At 54.6% G+C, this 17,673-nt stretch carries 14 protein-coding genes; 7 read left to right on the forward strand and 7 right to left on the reverse strand.

Annotated features, from left to right (window positions below; all coding sequences use genetic code 11):
• Window positions 1-30 precede the first annotated feature (30 nt).
• The 5 genes from N909_RS0122625 to N909_RS0122645 all read left to right on the forward strand — a co-directional run bounded on the left by N909_RS0122625 (window position 31) and on the right by N909_RS0122645 (window position 5,172).
• Window positions 31-1,479: a four-carbon acid sugar kinase family protein gene (locus tag N909_RS0122625; protein ID WP_029918379.1), complete on the forward strand. Its 1,449-nt coding sequence runs from the start codon at window positions 31-33 to the stop codon at window positions 1,477-1,479.
• A gap of 108 nt (window positions 1,480-1,587) precedes the next feature.
• Complete coding sequence (locus N909_RS0122630; RefSeq protein WP_029918380.1) at window positions 1,588-2,475, forward strand: DMT family transporter; 888 nt, start codon at window positions 1,588-1,590, stop codon at window positions 2,473-2,475.
• Between the two features lie 35 nt (window positions 2,476-2,510).
• Window positions 2,511-3,413 carry an AEC family transporter gene (locus N909_RS0122635; RefSeq protein WP_029918381.1) on the forward strand — a complete coding sequence of 301 codons (903 nt, stop codon included), beginning with the start codon at window positions 2,511-2,513 and terminating at the stop codon, window positions 3,411-3,413.
• 72 nt (window positions 3,414-3,485) lie between these two features.
• Complete coding sequence (locus N909_RS0122640) at window positions 3,486-4,025, forward strand: nitroreductase family protein (RefSeq protein WP_029918382.1); 540 nt, start codon at window positions 3,486-3,488, stop codon at window positions 4,023-4,025.
• 178 nt (window positions 4,026-4,203) lie between these two features.
• Window positions 4,204-5,172, forward strand: a complete 969-nt coding sequence (locus tag N909_RS0122645; RefSeq protein ID WP_029918383.1) for a zinc transporter ZntB — start codon at window positions 4,204-4,206, stop codon at window positions 5,170-5,172.
• Between the two features lie 43 nt (window positions 5,173-5,215).
• On the opposite strand, the gene N909_RS0122650 is transcribed toward N909_RS0122645, so the two are convergent.
• Both N909_RS0122650 and N909_RS0122655 read right to left on the reverse strand, forming a co-directional pair.
• Window positions 5,216-5,665, reverse strand: a complete 450-nt coding sequence (locus N909_RS0122650; protein ID WP_029918384.1) for a hypothetical protein — start codon at window positions 5,663-5,665, stop codon at window positions 5,216-5,218.
• Between the two features lies 1 nt (window position 5,666).
• Window positions 5,667-6,734 carry a type IV pilus twitching motility protein PilT gene (locus N909_RS0122655; protein WP_029918385.1) on the reverse strand — a complete coding sequence of 356 codons (1,068 nt, stop codon included), beginning with the start codon at window positions 6,732-6,734 and terminating at the stop codon, window positions 5,667-5,669.
• Window positions 6,735-6,888: 154 nt separating this feature from the next.
• Here N909_RS0122655 and N909_RS0122660 point away from each other — a divergent pair, with 154 nt between their 5' ends.
• Together N909_RS0122660 and N909_RS0122670 are read left to right on the forward strand one after the other, a co-directional pair.
• On the forward strand, window positions 6,889-8,001 hold the full coding sequence (locus N909_RS0122660; RefSeq protein ID WP_029918386.1) for a glycoside hydrolase family 3 protein: 1,113 nt from the start codon (window positions 6,889-6,891) through the stop codon (window positions 7,999-8,001).
• Between the two features lie 459 nt (window positions 8,002-8,460).
• Window positions 8,461-9,828, forward strand: a complete 1,368-nt coding sequence (locus N909_RS0122670) for a sodium:solute symporter family protein (protein WP_029918388.1) — start codon at window positions 8,461-8,463, stop codon at window positions 9,826-9,828.
• A gap of 5 nt (window positions 9,829-9,833) precedes the next feature.
• Here the strand turns inward: N909_RS0122670 and cowN are convergent, their stop codons facing one another.
• From cowN to N909_RS0122695, 5 genes are all read right to left on the reverse strand, one after another.
• The gene (gene cowN, locus N909_RS0122675; RefSeq protein ID WP_029918389.1) at window positions 9,834-10,127 is read right to left on the reverse strand and encodes a N(2)-fixation sustaining protein CowN; all 294 of its coding nucleotides are present in this window, start codon (window positions 10,125-10,127) and stop codon (window positions 9,834-9,836) included.
• A 589-nt stretch (window positions 10,128-10,716) separates the two neighbouring features.
• Complete coding sequence (locus tag N909_RS0122680; protein WP_029913085.1) at window positions 10,717-11,826, reverse strand: IS110 family RNA-guided transposase; 1,110 nt, start codon at window positions 11,824-11,826, stop codon at window positions 10,717-10,719.
• A 107-nt stretch (window positions 11,827-11,933) separates the two neighbouring features.
• Entirely contained in the window at window positions 11,934-14,324 is a 2,391-nt protein-coding gene (locus tag N909_RS0122685; protein WP_029918390.1) for a sucrose synthase, read from the reverse strand.
• A 158-nt stretch (window positions 14,325-14,482) separates the two neighbouring features.
• Complete coding sequence (locus tag N909_RS0122690) at window positions 14,483-16,666, reverse strand: HAD-IIB family hydrolase (RefSeq protein ID WP_029918391.1); 2,184 nt, start codon at window positions 16,664-16,666, stop codon at window positions 14,483-14,485.
• On the reverse strand, window positions 16,611-17,522 hold the full coding sequence (locus N909_RS0122695) for a PfkB family carbohydrate kinase (protein ID WP_029918392.1): 912 nt from the start codon (window positions 17,520-17,522) through the stop codon (window positions 16,611-16,613). Before N909_RS0122695 ends, N909_RS0122690 begins: the two co-directional genes overlap by 56 nt.
• Window positions 17,523-17,673 lie beyond the last annotated feature (151 nt).

Consider the following 17,673-nt stretch of genomic DNA (forward strand, 5'->3'; position numbering starts at 1 on the left):
TTTTTACCGTTTAGTAGCGGAGAGTTTTCCATGAGCACAGTTGTATCAAAAGCAGAGTTGCTGGCCAGCCTGCCGGCCCTTGCCGATACCAGGGCTATCCGGCAGCAGATTCTTGATATGGTCGCGGCCGGAGGCCGAAAAGTCGTGGTGCTGGACGATGATCCGACCGGTTCGCAGACCGTGCACGGCATCAAGGTCTTGACCGGCTGGGATGTGCCGAATCTAGAAGCGGCCCTGACCAGCCCGGAGCAGGTGTTTTATATTTTGACCAACAGTCGAGCCCTCGATGCGGACCAGGCCCGGGTGCTGAACAGGGAGATTGCCGTCAATCTGTGTCAGGCTTCGCGGAACAGCGGGGTCGACTTCGATATTGTCAGCCGGAGTGATTCGACCCTGCGTGGCCATTATCCCCTTGAACTGGATGCGTTGGAAGAGACTCTCAGTGCCGAATTGGGGACCAGCTTTGCCGGGCATTTGCTGGTTCCAGCCTTCTTCGAAGGGGGGCGCTATACCATCGGCAACATTCATTATGTGCAGAACGGGGCAGAGCTGATCCCGGCAGCGGAAACCGAGTTCGCCAAAGATGCTGTGTTCGGCTATAGCCACTCTGATATGGCTTACTATATCGAAGAAAAGACCGCCGGGCGCTATCCGGCTGCGGCGGTCGTCGCTATCGGTATTGATGACCTGAGAACCGGTGGAGCTGAGCGCGTGGCCGAAATCCTGTTGCAGGCCGATGCGGGCAGCCGGATCTTTGTCAATGCCGCGGATTATGCTGATCTGGAAGTTTTTGTCCTCGGGCTGCTCCAGGCGGAACAGTCCGGCCGCCGTTACCTGGTTCGCTCAAGCGCCTCCTTTGTCAAGGTGCGTGGCGCCGTGGCTGACAAAGCTTATTTGAGCAGGGCTGAAGTCGCCCCGGCAGAAGAACTGAACAATGGCGGTCTGGTGGTGGTCGGCTCTTATGTCGGCAAGACCGGTCGGCAAATTGATTGTGCTAAAACGATCGAAAATCTGGATAGTTTGGAAGTTGAAGTTGATAAATTGCTTGAGGAAGATTCTCGGCGTAACGAGATTGCCCGGGTGCTTGGCAAGGTTGAAACCGCTTTGGTCGGGGGCACGGATATTATGATTTACACCAGCAGAACGCTGGTCAAGACCGAGGACAAGCGGGCCAACCTCGATATCGGCCAGAAAGTGTCTTCCGCGCTGGTCGAGATCGTGCAGCGGCTGACCGTTAAACCGCGTTTTTTGATCGCTAAAGGGGGGATTACTTCGAGTGATCTTGCCACCGCCGCCCTGGGGGTCAAATCGGCTCTGGTCATCGGCCAGGTCGCGCCGGGCATATCCGCCTGGCGCTTGCAGGCAGAAGCCAAATTCCCGGGCATGGCCTACATTGTTTTCCCCGGTAATGTTGGCACAGACCAGACCTTGGCGGAAGTGATCCGTCTCCTCTCCGGAGAGCTTTCGGCCATCGCCTGATTGACAATTGCCAACTTTGCGAAAGAGGTTTATGGTTTCGCCGTAGAGAAACCCTTTCCTTTGTCAGCGGGTCGGATTTTCGACCCGCTGTTTATTTTTGGATTGTGCATGAAATTAATCGATCTGTTGGCAGCGATTGCGGTTCCCATCATCTGGGGCAGCAATATCTCCATTATCAAGACTGCGGTTGCTGAATTTCCCCCGATTTTTTTAATCGGACTGCGCTTTCTCCTGGTTGCGGCGCTGCTGATCTGGTGGGTGCCGCTGCCGCGGAAACAGCTGCCCATGCTTGCGCTGCTTTCCTGCGCCTTCGGCAGTCTGCATTTCGGTTGCATCTTTTTCGGACTGAGGGAGGTCGATGCCTCTACGGTGGCAATTTTGAGCATGGCCGGGGTGCCTTTCTCAGTGCTGTTCGCCCGTATGATTCTGCAGGAGCGGTTCGGCTTGCGGAAAGTCGTCGGCATGGTCATCGCTTTCGGTGGGGTAGTGCTGCTATTCGGGGAACCCTCCATTATGGCCAGCCCCATGCATCTTACCGTTGTGATCATTGGAGTTATCGCCTGGGGACTCGGCAACACCCTGGTCAAGCTGGTCGGCCCGATCAGCCCCTTTACCATGAACGCCTGGATGGGGTTGTTTGCCTCTGTTCAGCTGCTGGCGCTCTCCGCGGTCGTGGAAACGGGTCAGGTTGCCGCGCTGACCAATGCCAGTGGTAAAGCCTGGCTGTGTCTTCTTTTTCTGGTGGTGGTCACGACCATCGGCGCCTACGGGCTCTGGTATTATCTGATCGGCAAATATGATGTCAACAAAGTGGTTCCGTTTAACCTGCTGACGCCGATCTTCGGGGTCGGGGCAGGGGCCTTTTTCCTTGGCGAACCCTTGACCTGGCTGAAGCTGGTCGGCGGGGTGATCACCCTGGCTGGTGTTGCCATCATCCAGTTGCGTTGGCGTAAACCCTATGGCAGGCCGGTTCTGCCCGCCGATCCACGACTTTAAATCCAGTTTTCCTAAAAAAGCCTGTTTTATCCGTCATGATCAATATTTTCGAAATTGCCTTTTTCGTCATTCTGGGGTTGCTGCTACGCCGGCTCCGGCTTAATTCCACAAACCTCGCCGCAACCTTGAACCGGGCCGCAGTCTATCTTGCCTTGCCCGCACTTATCCTGCTTAAGGTTCCAGAACTTGATTTCTCCGTCGAGACCCTGATCATAGCCCTGTTTGCCTGGGGCATGGTTCTGATGTCGGTGCTGGTGATTCTTATTGCTGCCCGCAAACTGGCCTGGTCCAGGGCGGTCACCGGGACCTTGCTGATGGTTGTTCCCCTGGGCAATACCGGTTTTATGGGAGTCCCGATGATCAAGGCTTTTTTCGGTGACGCCGGTCTGCCCCATCTGATTATCTACGATCAGCTGGGAACCTTGCTGATCCTGGTCAGTTACGGTTCTTTTATTGCGGCGCGCTATGGTGACGGCCGGCAGGGGATCGAGATCGGCACGCTGTTGCGCAGGATCTTCCTGTTTCCGCCGATGATTTCCTTTCTTGCCGCGCTGGTCCTGCGCGGGGTAGCTTACCCTCACGGGCTGTCGGTGGTTTTTCAAGCCGGGGCGCTGGCATTGACTCCCCTGGTCATGACCGCCATTGGTCTGCAATTGAAGATCCGCATGAATATGAATATCCTGATTCCATTCAGCTATGGCATGACGGTCAAGCTACTGCTGGCTCCGCTGCTGGTGTTCCTGGTCTGTCGGCTGTTCGGGTTGTCCGGGCTGGCTTACGATGTGACTATTCTGGAAGCCGGGATGCCGCCGATGATCACCGCCGGAGCCATGGCGATTGCCGCGAAGATGGATGCCGACCTGGCTGTGGCCATGTCCGGACTCGGCATCATCATCGCCTTTCTCAGCTTGCCTCTGATCTATCTTGTGCTAATTTAGCGCTGGAGAGGATCTTTGTTTTAATGGGTAGGTTGGTGGGGTGCTTTGCCCACCGGATTTGGAGAACGGTCAATGATTGAAGCGATTGCTGCCAGAAGAAGTGTTCGCAAATACCTTGCGCAAGCGGTACCCGATGAGCTTATCCAGACGGTACTGGAGAGTGCGCGAATGGCTCCTTCGGGCCACAACAGCCAACCCTGGCATTTTATAATTATTAAAGAGCAGGAGCACAAAGAGAGGCTGGTTGCGGCCTGCGGAAATCAACCCTGGATGCTCAGCGCACCGATTTTTATCGCCTGCGTGGCCGACCCGCGGACCCGTGTTGCGGCAGATGTTCCGCTGAGCGTCGACGAGCAGAGTCCGGAGAAGGAACTTAAACTGGTGCTACGCGATACCGCTATCGGTGTTGAGCATCTGGTTCTGGAGGCTGTTGCCCAGGGGCTTGGAACCTGCTGGGTTGCCCAGTTTACCCAGGAGCGGATCCGGCCGTTACTCGGCGTTCCCAATGACCGCTATGTACTCAGTATTATCACCCTCGGCTATCCAGCGGAAACACCGGTCGTGAAACGGCGTAAAAATCTCGCTGAGATTGTGCATTATGAGCACTGGTGAGCAGGGCTGAAGTGCCCCGAGCTGTGCTGCACCAAGACTGTTGTTCAAAATCCTCGTCACGACAAGGGGTTGAAATCCCTGCTCTTTGTGTCAGACTTCTGTCATTAAGCCGGTATTTTCACCTTTAACTGTTGCGGCAGCTTAAAAGCCCCCAAATTTATCCTGACAGGAGCTGTGCATGGAATCAGCTTTGGTATCGGCCTATTTACTCCTTGGCAACGGCTATGGGAAGGCGCTTGACGCCACCGCAGCTCAGGCCTGGGCAGCTGAACAAGGAGCGCTTTGGCTCCATCTGGATTATACCGCTGTCGAGTCCCACAGTTGGCTGCGGCAGCAGAGCGGAATCGATCCGCTGGTTCTGGAAGCGTTTCTGGCTGAAGACACCCGGCCGCGCTGTTTTTCTCATCCTGCCGGGTTGCTGGTCATTCTGCGCGGAGTGAATCTCAATCCGGGGGCTGAACCTGATGATATGGTCTCGATCCGGCTCTGGATCGAAGCGAATCGGGTTATCTCTATCCGCCACCGTAAACTTATGGCCATCGAAGACATTCGCTCCCGGCTTGAGCAGGGTAACGGCCCTGAGAACTGCGGCGATTTCCTGGTTCAACTCAGTAATGGACTGGCTTGGCGCATGGCTGATGTCCTCGAGACCATGGAAGATGCCGTTGACGAGTTGGAAGATGAGGTGCTGGAACGCGGGACCTACGAGTTACGCGGCAAATTGAGCGCGATCCGCCGGCAGATCATTCGTTTAAGGCGCTATCTCGCTCCGCAGCGGGAGGTGATGAATCGACTGCAGACGGAAAAAAACGTTATCCTTGACGAGTTTGACAAGGCGAAGCTCAGGGAAACCGCCGATCAGATCACCCGCTATGTGGAGGATCTCGACTCAGCCAAGGATCGCGCTGCGGTCTGCCAGGAGGAACTGGAAAGCCGGATGGGGGCGCAGATGAATAAAACCCTCTATATCCTCTCCATCATTACCGCTGTTTTCCTGCCTTTGGGACTGTTGACCGGGCTGCTGGGAATCAATGTCGGTGGAATCCCTGGCAGCGACAACCCCCTTGCGTTTCTGCTCGTCTGTCTGCTCCTGCTGGTGATTGTGGTTATCCAGCTGCTGATTTTCAGGAGAATCCGCTGGGTCTGAGAGGTGTCAGCTCTGTTGCAAAGCAGGACAGGAGTGCCGCTGCTCAGTCGATGACCCGAACAATCTCCTTGCCTGCCAGGTAAACCACCCGGTCGTCCTGCAGGAAGAGCAGGAACTTGCGGCCCTGATTGAGAAAGTCCTTAATCCGGTTGTGCTCGTCGGGCAGGCTGACAAAGGTCGCCAGCTGCAGCGCCGGACCGGCAGTCATGTGCACTTCGACCCGATACTCTTTGCCCAGCCGCAACAGTTCGTCGAATTCATCACTTGCTGGGGTTTCAACGGCGATGACCTGGTGAAGATTGAGTAAGTCGATTTTCCCCTCATGGCGCAATGGGATGAACGGTTCGGCGCCGTTGAGAACTTCTCCGACCCGCTGTGGGCCGAATTGATGCGCACCATGCATCTGCAGGAACAATTCTCCTTCCAGCTGCACTCCGGTGCGGAGGGTTATGCGGACGGCTCTGGTTTCAACGGAAATGCGTTGGTTTTCCATGTTATTCACCTGTGGCCTGGGTTGAGGTGGCAAATAGGTTTTTATTGACGGCAAAGCGGGACGCTTCTTCCGGCGTCACGCGCTTCTCTTTGACCAGTTCCTGCAGGGCTTGATCCATGAGCTGCATGCCGTCGCGCCGACCGGTCTGGATAACCGACGGCAGTTGGAAGGTTTTCCCTTCCCGGATCAGATTAGCCGAAGCGGCGTTCACTTTTAAAATTTCCAGGGCCGCACAACGCTTGCCATCGACGGTGCGCAGCAGCTGCTGGGCGACCACTCCGCGCAGGGATTCAGCGAGCATGGTGCGGATCTGCTCTTGTTGGGTGGTTGGGAAGACATTGACCAGCCGGTCTACGGTTTTTGCTGCGCTGCTGGTATGCAGGGTGCCGAAAACCAGGTGCCCGGTCTCCGCCGCGGTAATGGCCAGCTCAATGGTCTCCAGATCGCGCATTTCACCGACCAGGATGATGTCCGGATCCTCGCGCAGGGCCGCCTTCAAGGCCGAGGCGAAGCTGACGGTGTGGACGCCGACTTCACGCTGATTGATCAGGCTTTTCTTGGCCTGATGAACGAATTCAATGGGATCTTCAACGGTCAGAATGTGTTCGTTTCTGGTGGCGTTGATATGGTCGATCATGGCGGCCAGGGTGGTCGATTTACCGCTGCCGGTCGGACCGGTGACCAGGATCAGGCCTTTTTTATATTCGGTCAGGCTGAGCACTGCTTCGGGCAGGCCCAGTTGTTCCACACTGAGGATCTCAGCCGGAATAATTCTGAAAACCGCACTGATGCCGAGCCGCCCCATAAAGATGTTGGCGCGGAAGCGGGCATTTAATGCCCCAACCTCATAGGCAAAATCAAGGTCATGACGGTCTTCGAACTCACTCCGCTGGGCTTCGCTCATGATTTCATAGAGCAAGGCCTGATACTGGCCGCTATTAAGCACCTGGTTCAAGGCGGGTTTTAACTGCCCGGAAGCGCGAATCATCGGTGGGTTCCCCGGCGAAAGATGTAGGTCCGAACCGCCCTGCTGCTGTAAAATTTGAAAAAGTTTGTCAATCTTCGCCATAATGAGTCCTTATTCTTGATCTACAGAGAAAATTAATGGATTGTAACATTAAACTTTTGGAAAGGCATGGATTTTAATACAATGCGGCAAATTCTCTGTTGGACAGTCATTTTCAGCTGTGCCAACACTTTCAACCTAGCGGATTATTTGACCGATGAAATATAAATCTTGGCTGGTGCTGTGCGCCTTGCTCAGTCTGTTTGCTGTCAACAGCGCAGCAGGGCAGGAGGTGCTGACCTTAGACCAGAAAATCGGCCAGATGCTGATGGTTGGGTTTCGCGGAACCGATCTGGTCCGGGTCGGCTTCATTAGCGATGCGATCAAAACCCGGCTGCTGGGCGGGGTCATCCTGTTCGATTACGACGTTGTGACCGGGCGGCGAGGGCGGAATATTACCTCCGTCACCCAGTTGCAGCAGCTGACCGCAGAATTGCAGGGTCTGTCAAAAAGTCCGCTGTTGATCGCCGTGGATCAGGAGGGCGGCCGTGTTGCGCGGCTGAACCCACGAAACGGATTTACTGCGACCTTATCTCATCGGCAACTGGGGCAGCAGAACGATGCCCAGCAAACTCTGGCCGAAGCCGGCAAGATCGCTGCTCAGTTGCAAACGACCGGGATCAACCTGAACTTTGCGCCGGTTGTCGATTTGTGCAGCAACCCGGACAACCCGATTATCGCCCGCCTGGAGCGCTGCTTCTCCAACGATCCTCAACAGGTGGCAGAGCAGGCCCGGTTGTATATGACCGCCCATCAACTGGCCGGGGTGCTGACCGTTTTGAAACATTTTCCTGGTCATGGCAGTTCAAGGAGCGATTCCCACCAGGGCTTCACCGATGTCAGTCAGACCTGGACCCCAGCGGAACTGATTCCGTATCGCACCCTGATTCCCACGGGACAGGTCGATGCGATTATGGTCGCCCATGTCTTCAATAGGGGGATCGATTCGCAATATCCGGCTTCTTTGTCCGCAAAAACGATTGACGGGTTATTGCGGGACCAACTCGGTTTCAAGGGCGTGGTGATTTCAGATGATCTGCAGATGGCTGCGTTAAGTAAATATTATTCCCTGGACGAGATCCTCTATCGGGCGATTCAGGCCGGGACGGATATCCTGGTTTTTGGCAACAACCTTGCCTATGACGAGACCATTGTCAGCAAAGCGATTACCGCAATCAAGCAACAGGTCCGGCAAGGACGATTAAGTGAGGCGCGAATTGAACAGTCTTACCGAAGGATTATCCAGTTGAAAGCGAAGCTTGGAGGCTGACGTTTGCTCGCCAGGTAAAAAAAGGCTCCAAGGCAGCGGAGGGGGGATACCACCTTGGAACCTTATTGAGTGAATCGATAGCCTCACTCTTCATTAAGTGGAAATATAAATGAACGCTGTTTGGTTTGTCAACCGCTGCAATGACTCCAATAGCTGTTTTTCAACCGCCCCGGCAAAGTTTATGCTATAAAAGTTCAGGTTTTTTCGACCTGCAGCCGTTCCTCGGCAGATGAACTGATTCAGACTGATTTCGATCTTTTGTTCAAGGCTCGTTCCGCAGCCGAGAAGACATATCTTTTCGTACAGCAGATTCACCATCAGGTCGGCGGTCTTTCTGACCGGGAGCGAATTGGTCAGCTCATGCGTGAGAGCCAGCCTGGGGCCCGCGATCAAACGAGTCTGAATCCGGCTAATCCGCCAGCGGGGAAATTGGCTGGACCACCAACAACGGATCTTGACATGGGCAATAATCTACTTTTTCTACTGACATTTTGCGGAACCCTGTTCACCATTGTACTGCTTGCCTGGGGTGGAAAAACCAAGGCTCATGACAGCAGCGATTTTTCTCTCGGCGGGCGCAGGGCAGGCAGCTGGGATGTCTATGGAGCCATTACCGGCACCCTGGTCGGCGGTGCGTCCACCATCGGAACATCGCAGTTGGCCTTTATCTGGGGGCTATCTGCCTGGTGGTTTACCCTTGGTGCTGGGCTGGCTTGTCTTTTTCTCGGGGTCTTTCTGGCCGTCCCGTTGCGGCAAAGTCAGGTCGAGACCATTCCCCAATATATTTCCCGCTATCACGGTGAACGGGCCAGAGTGGTGGCCAGTCTGTTCTCAGTCCTCGGCATGTTTATTCAGATCGTCGCCCAACTGCTGGCCTGCGGCGCTATCCTGGCGGTGCTTTTCGACCTGCCCCTGCTCTGGAGTGCCAGCATCTCAACCCTGTTGGTGATCCTCTTCACCCTGGGAGGCGGTATGAAAGCCGCCGGCCTGACCGGGATGATCAAGATGTTTCTCATCTACCTGACCATGATTGCAGCCGGCGGTCTGGCTTTCTACAAACTCGGCGGTTGGCAGGGGCTGCAGAGTACCTTCCCGCGCTTTCCCTGGTTCAGTTTGTTCGGTTATGGTGTTTCCGAAGGGGTGTCTGATCTGTTGTCGATGCTGGTCGGGGTTATCTCCACCCAGACATATCTGCAGGCTGTGTTTTCCGCGCGCGACACGGGGACAGCACGGCGCGGGGCGCTGCTGAGCGCGGCCTTGATTCCGCCCCTGGGGCTGTTAGGGGTGCTGGTCGGGCTGTTTATGAGACACTCGGCTCCTGAGTTGCAAAGCGCTCTGGCGTTACCGACTTTTATCCTCGACTATTTGCCAACCGCCGTGGCCGGGGTTTCTTTTGCAGCGCTGCTGATTGCGGCCGTAGGCACCGCCTCCGGCTTGGCCCTCGGGGTGGCCACAACTCTCAAAGTCGATGTCCTGCCGCGCTGGTTTTCCGGGAGCGACCGGGAACTTCCACTGTTCAGGACTTTGACCGCAGGCGTGGTGCTGTCTGCTTTTGTTCTGTTGTTGTTCAACCTCGGCTCGGCGATCATGGATTGGAGCTTTCTCTCCATGGGGTTGCGCGGAGCAACCCTGTGCTTTCCGTTGTTGTTTGCCGTATTCCTGCCAGGTACGGACCTGCGACGGGCCGGGGCGCTTTCCATCTTTATCGCCCCGACCTGTGTCATTGCCGCCGGGATCTTCAAGCTGCCGCTGGTTCAGCCTCTATACCTGGGGCTGGGGATTTCGTTGTTGATTTTCCTGACCGCTAAATTCAGTCGACGGGCGTAGCTGGATCAGCAGCATTCGACCTCGATTTTTTTCAGTAAGCGCAGGGCTTCCTGATCCGCCACGTCTTCAAAAAATTCTTCAAGATTGTTGATGTAACTATGGATCAGAAAAAGATAATCCTTGCCTGAGACACCGCTTTCGACATCCTTCAGCAGCTGTTCGAATTTTTCCCAGAACGGGTTGGATTTTTCCGGGTCTGTAAGATGCTGACGCAACATGGCGATCAGCTGGTTAGTGTTTTTTTCACACTCGATCCCTTTGAAAGAGACATAACGATCCGGTTTTTCCTGGGCTTGCATGTGTTCTTACCTCCTGATGAGAAGTGATGACCTGCAAACCCCGTTGTTCACATTCAGAACCAAGCTTCTTCGCTTAAAAAACAATCCGCGTCACACGCAGAATGACTGTGGAGGAAGAAAATACCACAAGATCAGTTGCAGAGCAAAACCGATCCATACCGCCTAGCTCTGCCGTTGGCTGCCGCCGGTCGACCTTTCGTTATGTTTAGCAAAGTGCGATTTTCTCCACCTTACAAAATCAATGATTTACAAGGCCGCTATTGTTTCCGCACGCCCGTCCATGTGCTCATCAGGCTGTTTTTCAACAGTCTGCTGATATGGCTGACAATTACAAGAGTAAACGCACTGCTCCTTGAAAACTGTGGTTAAATCTCTGTCACGAAAAAACGGGGCCGCTTTTTACGACGGTAGATCACGCTGATATTCGCGGGTTGGTTACCGCCTGTCTTGGCTACGTCGTGGAGCTGCCTCTCGCTAGAGCCGGGAGTTCGGCAAATGCCTGATCCCATAACAGGCCCGAGGATTCTCCGTTACCGGGGCCGCGCTTTTTCGCGACAGAAGCTGGTTCCGTTGTTCCTTGACTCCTTCGCTATGCCGGGCGTGGCACCGTTTGGGCGATGGCCCAGATAAATGCTGATAACTCACGGGCGATGGCCGCAATGACCACCTGACTGCGTTTCCCCTTGGCGGTCAGCAGTCGATAGCGGGAGCAGAGCCTCAATTGTGCTTTCCAGGCGATCTCCCAAACAGCCTGCGGTAGGTGCCTCTGCCGTTCAAGCAGCCGACGACTGACCCGAGCCGGAAGTCGATACGACCAAGCCGCTTCGACCAGCATGCGCCGGGCATGTCCGTTCCCGGTTTTGGTGATCCCGCCACGCTTGACCGTCTCGCCGCTGGAGTGTTCCGAGGGAACCAACCCCAGGTACGCCATGAGCTGTCGAGGATGATCAAAGCGGGTCAGGTCTCCCAATTCGGCAACCGTTGTTGTCGCAACAATCAGGGAGACGCCTCGCAGGGCCTGAATCGCCTCGACGACAGGATTCATGCGCCACGGCTCGGCAAGTTGGCGAATCTGTTCAGTCATGCGTTCAACTCGTTCTGTGCAGGAACGTACGGCATCAATATATTCCTGCAAGGTGATCTGCTGGGCCGGATGCGGCATCTTGATGCAAGAGATCCAGTTCCAGTGAGCCTTGCTCCAGGGTGTTTTCCCGCTGTAGCGGAACCCGCTGCGCAGGAGAAAGGCCCCCAGTTGTTGGCGCGCTTTGCGTTCAGCACTTTTGCTGTCGATGCGGGCTCTGCACAAGTCGCGCATCGCCTCATCTTCGAGACAAGGGACATAGACCGGAGTCAGTTCTCCAGCACGATGCAGCCGCGCCAGCATCTCAGCGTCGCGGCGATCATTCTTGATGCGGTCGCCGCTTTTTCGCGGAATCAGCGATGGGGCAACCACCTTGCAATCGTATCCTTGCTGTGTCAGATGCCGATAGATTTCATAGCCACAGGGTCCGGCCTCGTAAACAAAGGAGGGTCTGGTTCCCCGTGAGACCAGTTTACGGATCACCTTGTCCAGTGAGGCAAGATCTCCGTTAATGGTGCCGTAATAGCGGATCTCACTCTCGCGGCCAGCATCGGCTAACGCGACATCGATCGAGTTTTTATGAACATCGAAACCAACATAAGTGATAGACTTTGTCATGACCTGTCTCCTTGGTTATGGCTCTGTGCCGGTTGTTTCAACGACTCCAGCATAACCCATGTTTGCAAGGGGCAGGTCTTCTCTTTTTTAACTGTCAGCCATGATGGCTAGTGCGTTTCCGCAGCCAGATTCCTGAACATAAGACCATGGAACATTTCCAGATAGCGCCTGGTCTCTTCCCGCTCCAGATTGGATACATATTTCCAGAAGCCGTACACACGTGATAGGGTCAGCAGCCGCTTCGCGTAAAGTGACCAGGTGTATTTTTCCTGAACCCGATCAATGGCGGCACGAGAAAGCTTGTCCCAGTATTGCGGTTCTTTATGTACCCGTTCGAAAAAATCCGCCAGTTTGTCGGCCAGTTCGGCATTGTTGTTGGGGTCGATATGAAAGCCGTTCTTGCCGTTCTGGATGATTTCCAGCGGCCCGCCGTACATGGTGGCAAAAATCGGCAGACCGGTCACCATGGCCTCGATAACGGTCAGTCCGAACGCTTCGAACAACGCCGGTTGAACGAACACGCCCCGGTGGTCGGCGACATAACGGTACAGCTCCCCGGCCTTGTTCTTTTGCAGATGTTTTCCCAGCCAGCGGACCTGTTGGTCAAGGCCGTACTGCTCGAACAGTCGATGCATGGTTTCGATTTGGTAACGCTCTTCCGCGTCGGCAGAGTCATTCTGATCGACACTGCCGGCTACCACCAGCAGATTGGCTTGCTCCCTGAGGCGTGGCGATTGGGCGTAGGCGGCAACCAGGCCGGTAATGTTTTTCACTTTGTCGAGCCGGGCCATGGTGAAGATCAGGGGCTTTTCCCGGTCGTGCAGAACCCCGCGCGAGAACTCGGTCGCAGTGCCGAAGATCAACTCATTGAGCTCATCATGGGTCTCGGTGAGGCGTCTTTCCTTCTCGTAATAGGGGAAATAGACCCGCTCGTCTGCGCCCGGTGAAACAATGTTGAATTTTGGATCATAGATATTGATGCCGTTGATCACCCGATACAGGGCCGGCATGGTAAAGGAACTGTAACTTTCATACTGGCCAATGGAATCTTCGGTACCGGCGATTTCCTGGTAGGTGCTCGAAATAATAAAGTCGGCTGCGTTCATACTGACCAGGTCGGCGGTAAACTGGGTCTGGAAATTATATTCCGGGTTTTCTTTCCAATACAATCCGCTGAACAGGTACTTGGCCTTTTCCAGGGCGTGAGCGATGATACATTGGGTCACTTTCATCCGCCGCGACAGTAAGAAGGACACCAGATTCCCGTCCGAATAGTTGCCAATGATCAGATCCGGCCTGGCCCCGAGGTAAGACAGCAGCTTACGTTCGGATTCACGACTGAAGCGTTCCAGATAGGGCCAGATTTTAAATCGGGAAATCCATTGATTGAGCACTTCGCCGCCTTCGTTGCGAAATGGCACCCGTAGAATGACCGAACCGGAGGTCCCGGCGATCTGTTCTTCGCGCTGGTTGCATGAAGTTCCATGGCTGTCGGGGATGAGGCGGGTGAGAACGACGATATTCGGTTCAATATCCAGCCCCTGGTGATAGATTTGCTCCTTCATCTCTTTTTCCAGGGCTCTGACCTGGTCGAGGATATAGACGACCTGACCGCCGGTGTCGGGCAGCCCGAGAACATTTTCCTGGCCGAAAAAACCGTGGGGGGAAACAATGACAATACTGAAAATCATCGGAATGCGGCCAAGGAACTGCTCAAGAATGGTCGGATCTGGTGCTTCCAGGATATCCATCAGCATATGGAACATGGCCAGGATGTCCTCGACTTTGCGGCCCCAGCCGGGCTGGAAACCGTAGCTGGCCAAGGTGGCATGGACGTCCTCCCATTCGGCGTCGGCATCAACCTGATTGAGATAACGCACCCCTTTGCGCAAAGCCGTCTGCAGGCTGTCGACGTCATCGACCATGCCGTTAAGCATCAGCTGTGTCCCACGGTGCTGGTGAACGCGCAGAAAATTAAGCATCATCCGGTCGCCGTCACTGGCTTCGACAAACAATTTGCTGGACAGCTGGCGGTTGAGAAACTCAACCCCTTTGCCGATAGAGCGGGGTTCCTGCAGCTTGGGAAAATCACGATTGAAGGGGGTCATATCCAACTCGAGGAGGAATTCATCAGTAGGAGGAGTATAGCCGACCAGGCGTTCCTTGAATTCCAGGTAATCGGTCACATCGATCTCGTCGATTTCGACTTCTTCGCTATGAATACGGAAGTAGCGGAATTTGCCGATGGCGACACGCGCGGCCAGGTAAATCCATGGTTCGCTCCGAGAAATTTCCTGCGCGCTGGAAAACAGTTCGCTCATGATCGACTTATTCAGCTGAGCCCCTTGTTCGGAGTCCAGGAAATCGTTGTAGAGTTTCTGAATATCGCTCCTTAACAGAAATGGAGATCCTTCGCTTTCTTTCTGCAGCAGCTGTTGGAACAGGGAATAGATAGCGCTGCGGTGATTATTGTGAAATTCCTTGAGTTTGTTCAGCATGGTTAGCGTCCTTTCTCAGCGGGTTGTTGAAAAAATCACAGTGCAGATTTTTTCAGGGAGGCTCGATAAATGCGTTTTCCCCGCTCTTCTGAAATCAAGAATCGAACCGGCTGGCATTGTTCATGAGGCACCACTCCATGGGCAGGGCAGGCGGTTTTTCAACCCTCTGGCAAATTGTCGAGAAAATCATAGTGCCGCATGCCTTCGAGCACGCCATCAGCGTAGGTGGCGGTCGCGAAATAGATGGCATGCTTCCCTCTCAGCCGTCCGAGTTCCTTGCTGTAGTTGCCGACCACAACCCCGAGGGTGTTGCCGTTGAGCATTTCTTCATCGTTGCCGGAATCGCCGGCAACCAGGATGTCTTCATATTCATACCCCCAACTCATCGCCAGATACCTGACCGCATGTCCCTTGGAGGCCCTGATCGGCAGGACATCAAGATACTGGCCATGGGACATGATGAGCTTGGCGTGAACGTTGTTGTTGCGCAGAATTCGCCGCATCTCTCCAGCTTTAGGTGCTTTGTCCGGATCATAGAAATAACTGATTTTAAACTGCCGCTGTTCCCGCTTTTCCTGCAGCACCAGGCCCGGCAAGTTGTCCAGCAGACTGCGGACTTTGTCCGGTTCCCATTGATAAGAGATGTGGTTGGCCCAGTTTCGGTCCAGCCGCGGTTCCTTGCCTTTGTAATGAATTTCGGTCCCTACGGCAGAAATATAGATGTCCGGCTCCGGGATATTCCATTCCTTGAGGATTGCCCTGGCGCTTTCAACCCGCCTGCCGGTTGCGACGGCAAAACCGAGCTGACCCTGACTGGCGCGCAGCACCTCGGCTATCCTGGCCGCGGCAGCCCGATCCCCAAGCAAGGTATTGTCGATATCGCTGACCAAGAGCTTCCTGGCCGCAGGAATCACAGTTTTTCTGGCTGCGAACAGCTTGTTGACTTTGCGTTGCCGGAGTTTTTTATTCAGGTTGCTGAGGTATTTGCGAACATGACCGTCCCAGGAATAGTGCTTTTTGACCCCTTTCAGACCGTTGGCCGCAGATGTCCGCCAAGTGTCCCGGGTGCCGAGGATTTCAGTCAGTGCCGTGGAAATTTGCTCTTCATCCAACGGGTCAATCAGAATCCCGTTATGACAATTATCGATGATGTCCCGGGGACCGCCGTCGTTGGTGGCGACAATGGGCAAACCGCTGGCGGCCGCTTCTATCAGGGTCAATCCGAAAGGTTCGGTCAGCGCTGGATTGATAAAGACCCCGTGAAACCTGGCTGCGAGTCGATACAACTCGGGAATGTCGTCGGGATTGTGCTGCTTTGGGTAACAGACCTTGCCGTACAGGTCGAATTTATCAATCCCCAGCAGCAGGCCTTCGAGAACCTGCCTGGTCCCTTTATCCATGTGGCGGATATCGTCCCGATTCCCGGCGATAATGATCAAGTTGGCCAGCTCCTGCAGTTGCTGACTGGTGCCGTAAGCGTTGAGCAGGGAGATAATGTTTTTGCGCTCATCGGCTCGGGAGATGGCGAGGATACAGGGCTTGGTCGGTTCGCTCAGAAATCTTTTCAAGTAACTGATCGCGGCCGGATAACGGCCTCTGCGACTGGGCGGATAGAACCTGTCCAGATCGACACCAGGCGGAATAACCCGCATCTGATCGGGCCGATAATTTTCATAGTCGGCATACTGCTGGCTGGTTTCCTGCTGAGTGCTGGCAATGACCATGATGGCGTTATCGAGAGCGACTTCCTCGGCCTCGATGCGTCTGGCCATATTGTAGCGTTTTTCGATGGTCTCCTCGGTCAACCCGTTCTCAAGCAGGCGGCGCTTTTTTTCGCGGCCGAGGGAGTGCCCGGTAAAGATAAGGGGGACTCCGAGGATATTGGACAGATTGGCACCAACCAGGCCGGCGTCTGCATAGTGAGCATGGACCAAATCCGGAACGGCCCGCATTTTCCTGAAATGCTTGATGGCGTTATCGGAAAAAATATCCAGATACGGCCACAGACTTTCTTTTTTAATATAGCGACGTGGTCCGCACGCTAAGCGGATGATATGCACGTTGTCGCCGAGAGGTTCAGCATCAACGGAATAATCTTCCGCAACCCGCTCGTCGACAATCTTACGGGTGAACAGCTCCACCCGTTCGACGTCCTTATGCTGGCCCAGGGCTCTGGCCAATTCGACTACATATTTGGTTTGCCCTCCGGTGTCCGCATCGCGCCCCAGTTCCAGGTCCTTCCCGCGGATCAGGCCGTGAATACTGATTAATACGATGTATAGTCCCTTATCTTTCTGCACCTGCTTCCCATCCTGCGGAGATCGTTCGGTAGAGAGCTTCATCGCTGGGCAATGCGCCGCGCTCTCCGCAAATCGCGGCAGCAAAGGCCGCTGCCCTTGCCAGGCTCAATTTCGTCGGCCAGCCATTCAGTAAGCCGAGGATACAAACGGCGGTAAAGGCATCTCCGGCCCCGACACTGTCCTTGAAGGAGTGGTGTTCCAGCGCCGCTTGATAGTCCATAGCACCATCTTGCCAGCAGTAGCTGCCGTTTTCGCCGTCGGTTATAAAGAGTGTTTTCAGCCGGTAGCGCGCGGTGACTGTTTTGGCGGCAGCGGCGAGTGAGGACATGTCAATACCGGAAAAGGCGGTCACCTCTCTTAGTTCATCAAGGCTCATTTTTGCCCAGGTTGCGTTCTGCAGTGCTGTCTGAACGATTTCCGGCTGCCACCAGGGTTGACGCAAATTCAGGTCGACAAAGATTGGGCTTTGCAACTCGGCAGTGATTTTTGCAAGGGTGTTGCGGTTGTTCTCTTCGCGCAGGGCCAGGGTTCCATGGTAGATCAGGTTGAACACAGTGTCCTGGTCTCCTTTGCATGAGACCGGCTGGATATGGTCGTAGGCCTGATTTTCCCTGATGGTATAGCTCGGCTGCCCAGCCTGTTCCGCGACCCACACTTGACCGGTTTCATGGTCCGGGTCAAGCTGGATCGCGGAGGTATCGAGCTGCCAGTGTCTCATCCGTGCCAGGATCTGCTGACCAAGTTCGTCCATGCCGATGCGGCTGATGAACAGAGGTTCTAATCCGAAACCTTTGAGATGGCGGACGACGTTGAACGGAGCCCCGCCGATGACGGATTTATCGGCAAAAATATCAAAAAGAACCTCCCCGAAAAGGAGAGGGCGGTTTAGACGTTGCATAAGTAAAATTCTATAGTTTTTATCATTCGGTTGGGAAAAGTATAACAGGCTAGGTGGGCTTTTCAAATTTCACGACTCTGTTACCGGTCGCAGGCTGTTTGAACGGGCCGTTTTTTGAAGAACTGGCAAAGATGCTTTACAATGGACTGTG

It is taken from the genome of Pelobacter seleniigenes DSM 18267 (assembly GCF_000711225.1).
Classification (GTDB): Bacteria; Desulfobacterota; Desulfuromonadia; order Desulfuromonadales; family Geopsychrobacteraceae; genus Seleniibacterium; species Seleniibacterium seleniigenes.